Here is a 506-nt window from a genome sequence, read left to right on the forward strand (position 1 = left end):
TCGGCCAGCCGCGCGCCGATCGGCAGCCCGGCGAGCGAGGCGACGCCCACCAGCGCCTGCACCGCCGCGACCCCGCTGCCCGACAGCCCCGAGACCGCATTGGTCACGGGCCCGATATAGGCGGCGATGGAGAACACCGCGGTGAAGGCCGCGACGTTGAGCAGCAGCGCCGGCACCACGCCCGGGATGCGCAGCGCAGCGAGCCCACCCGCCGCACCCCCCGCATCGCCCTCCACGCGGGGGACATAGACGCGGATCGCGATCGCCGCCGCGACGGCGATGATGGCGGCGAAGGCGAAGCAGCCGCGCCAGCCGAACAGGTCCCCCACCACGGAACCGGCGGGGATGCCAAGCAGGAAGGCCGCCGTCGTGCCGCCCACCACCAGTGCAAGCGCACGCCCGCGCCGTTCGGGCGGGGCGAGTGCCACGGCCGCCGCGCTCGCCGCGGGGATGATCGCCGCCGCCGCGACGCCCGCCGCGACGCGCAGCCCGAGCAGCGCCGGGAA

At 76.9% G+C, this 506-nt stretch carries 1 protein-coding gene; it reads right to left on the reverse strand.

Features of this window, described 5'->3' with window-relative positions; translation table 11 throughout:
* A partial coding sequence (locus HW577_RS26335) for an MFS transporter (RefSeq protein WP_198379004.1) occupies nt 1-506 on the reverse strand: 506 nt, incomplete at both ends.

It is taken from the genome of Neoroseomonas rubea (assembly GCF_016106015.1).
Classification (GTDB): Bacteria; Pseudomonadota; Alphaproteobacteria; order Acetobacterales; family Acetobacteraceae; genus Neoroseomonas; species Neoroseomonas rubea.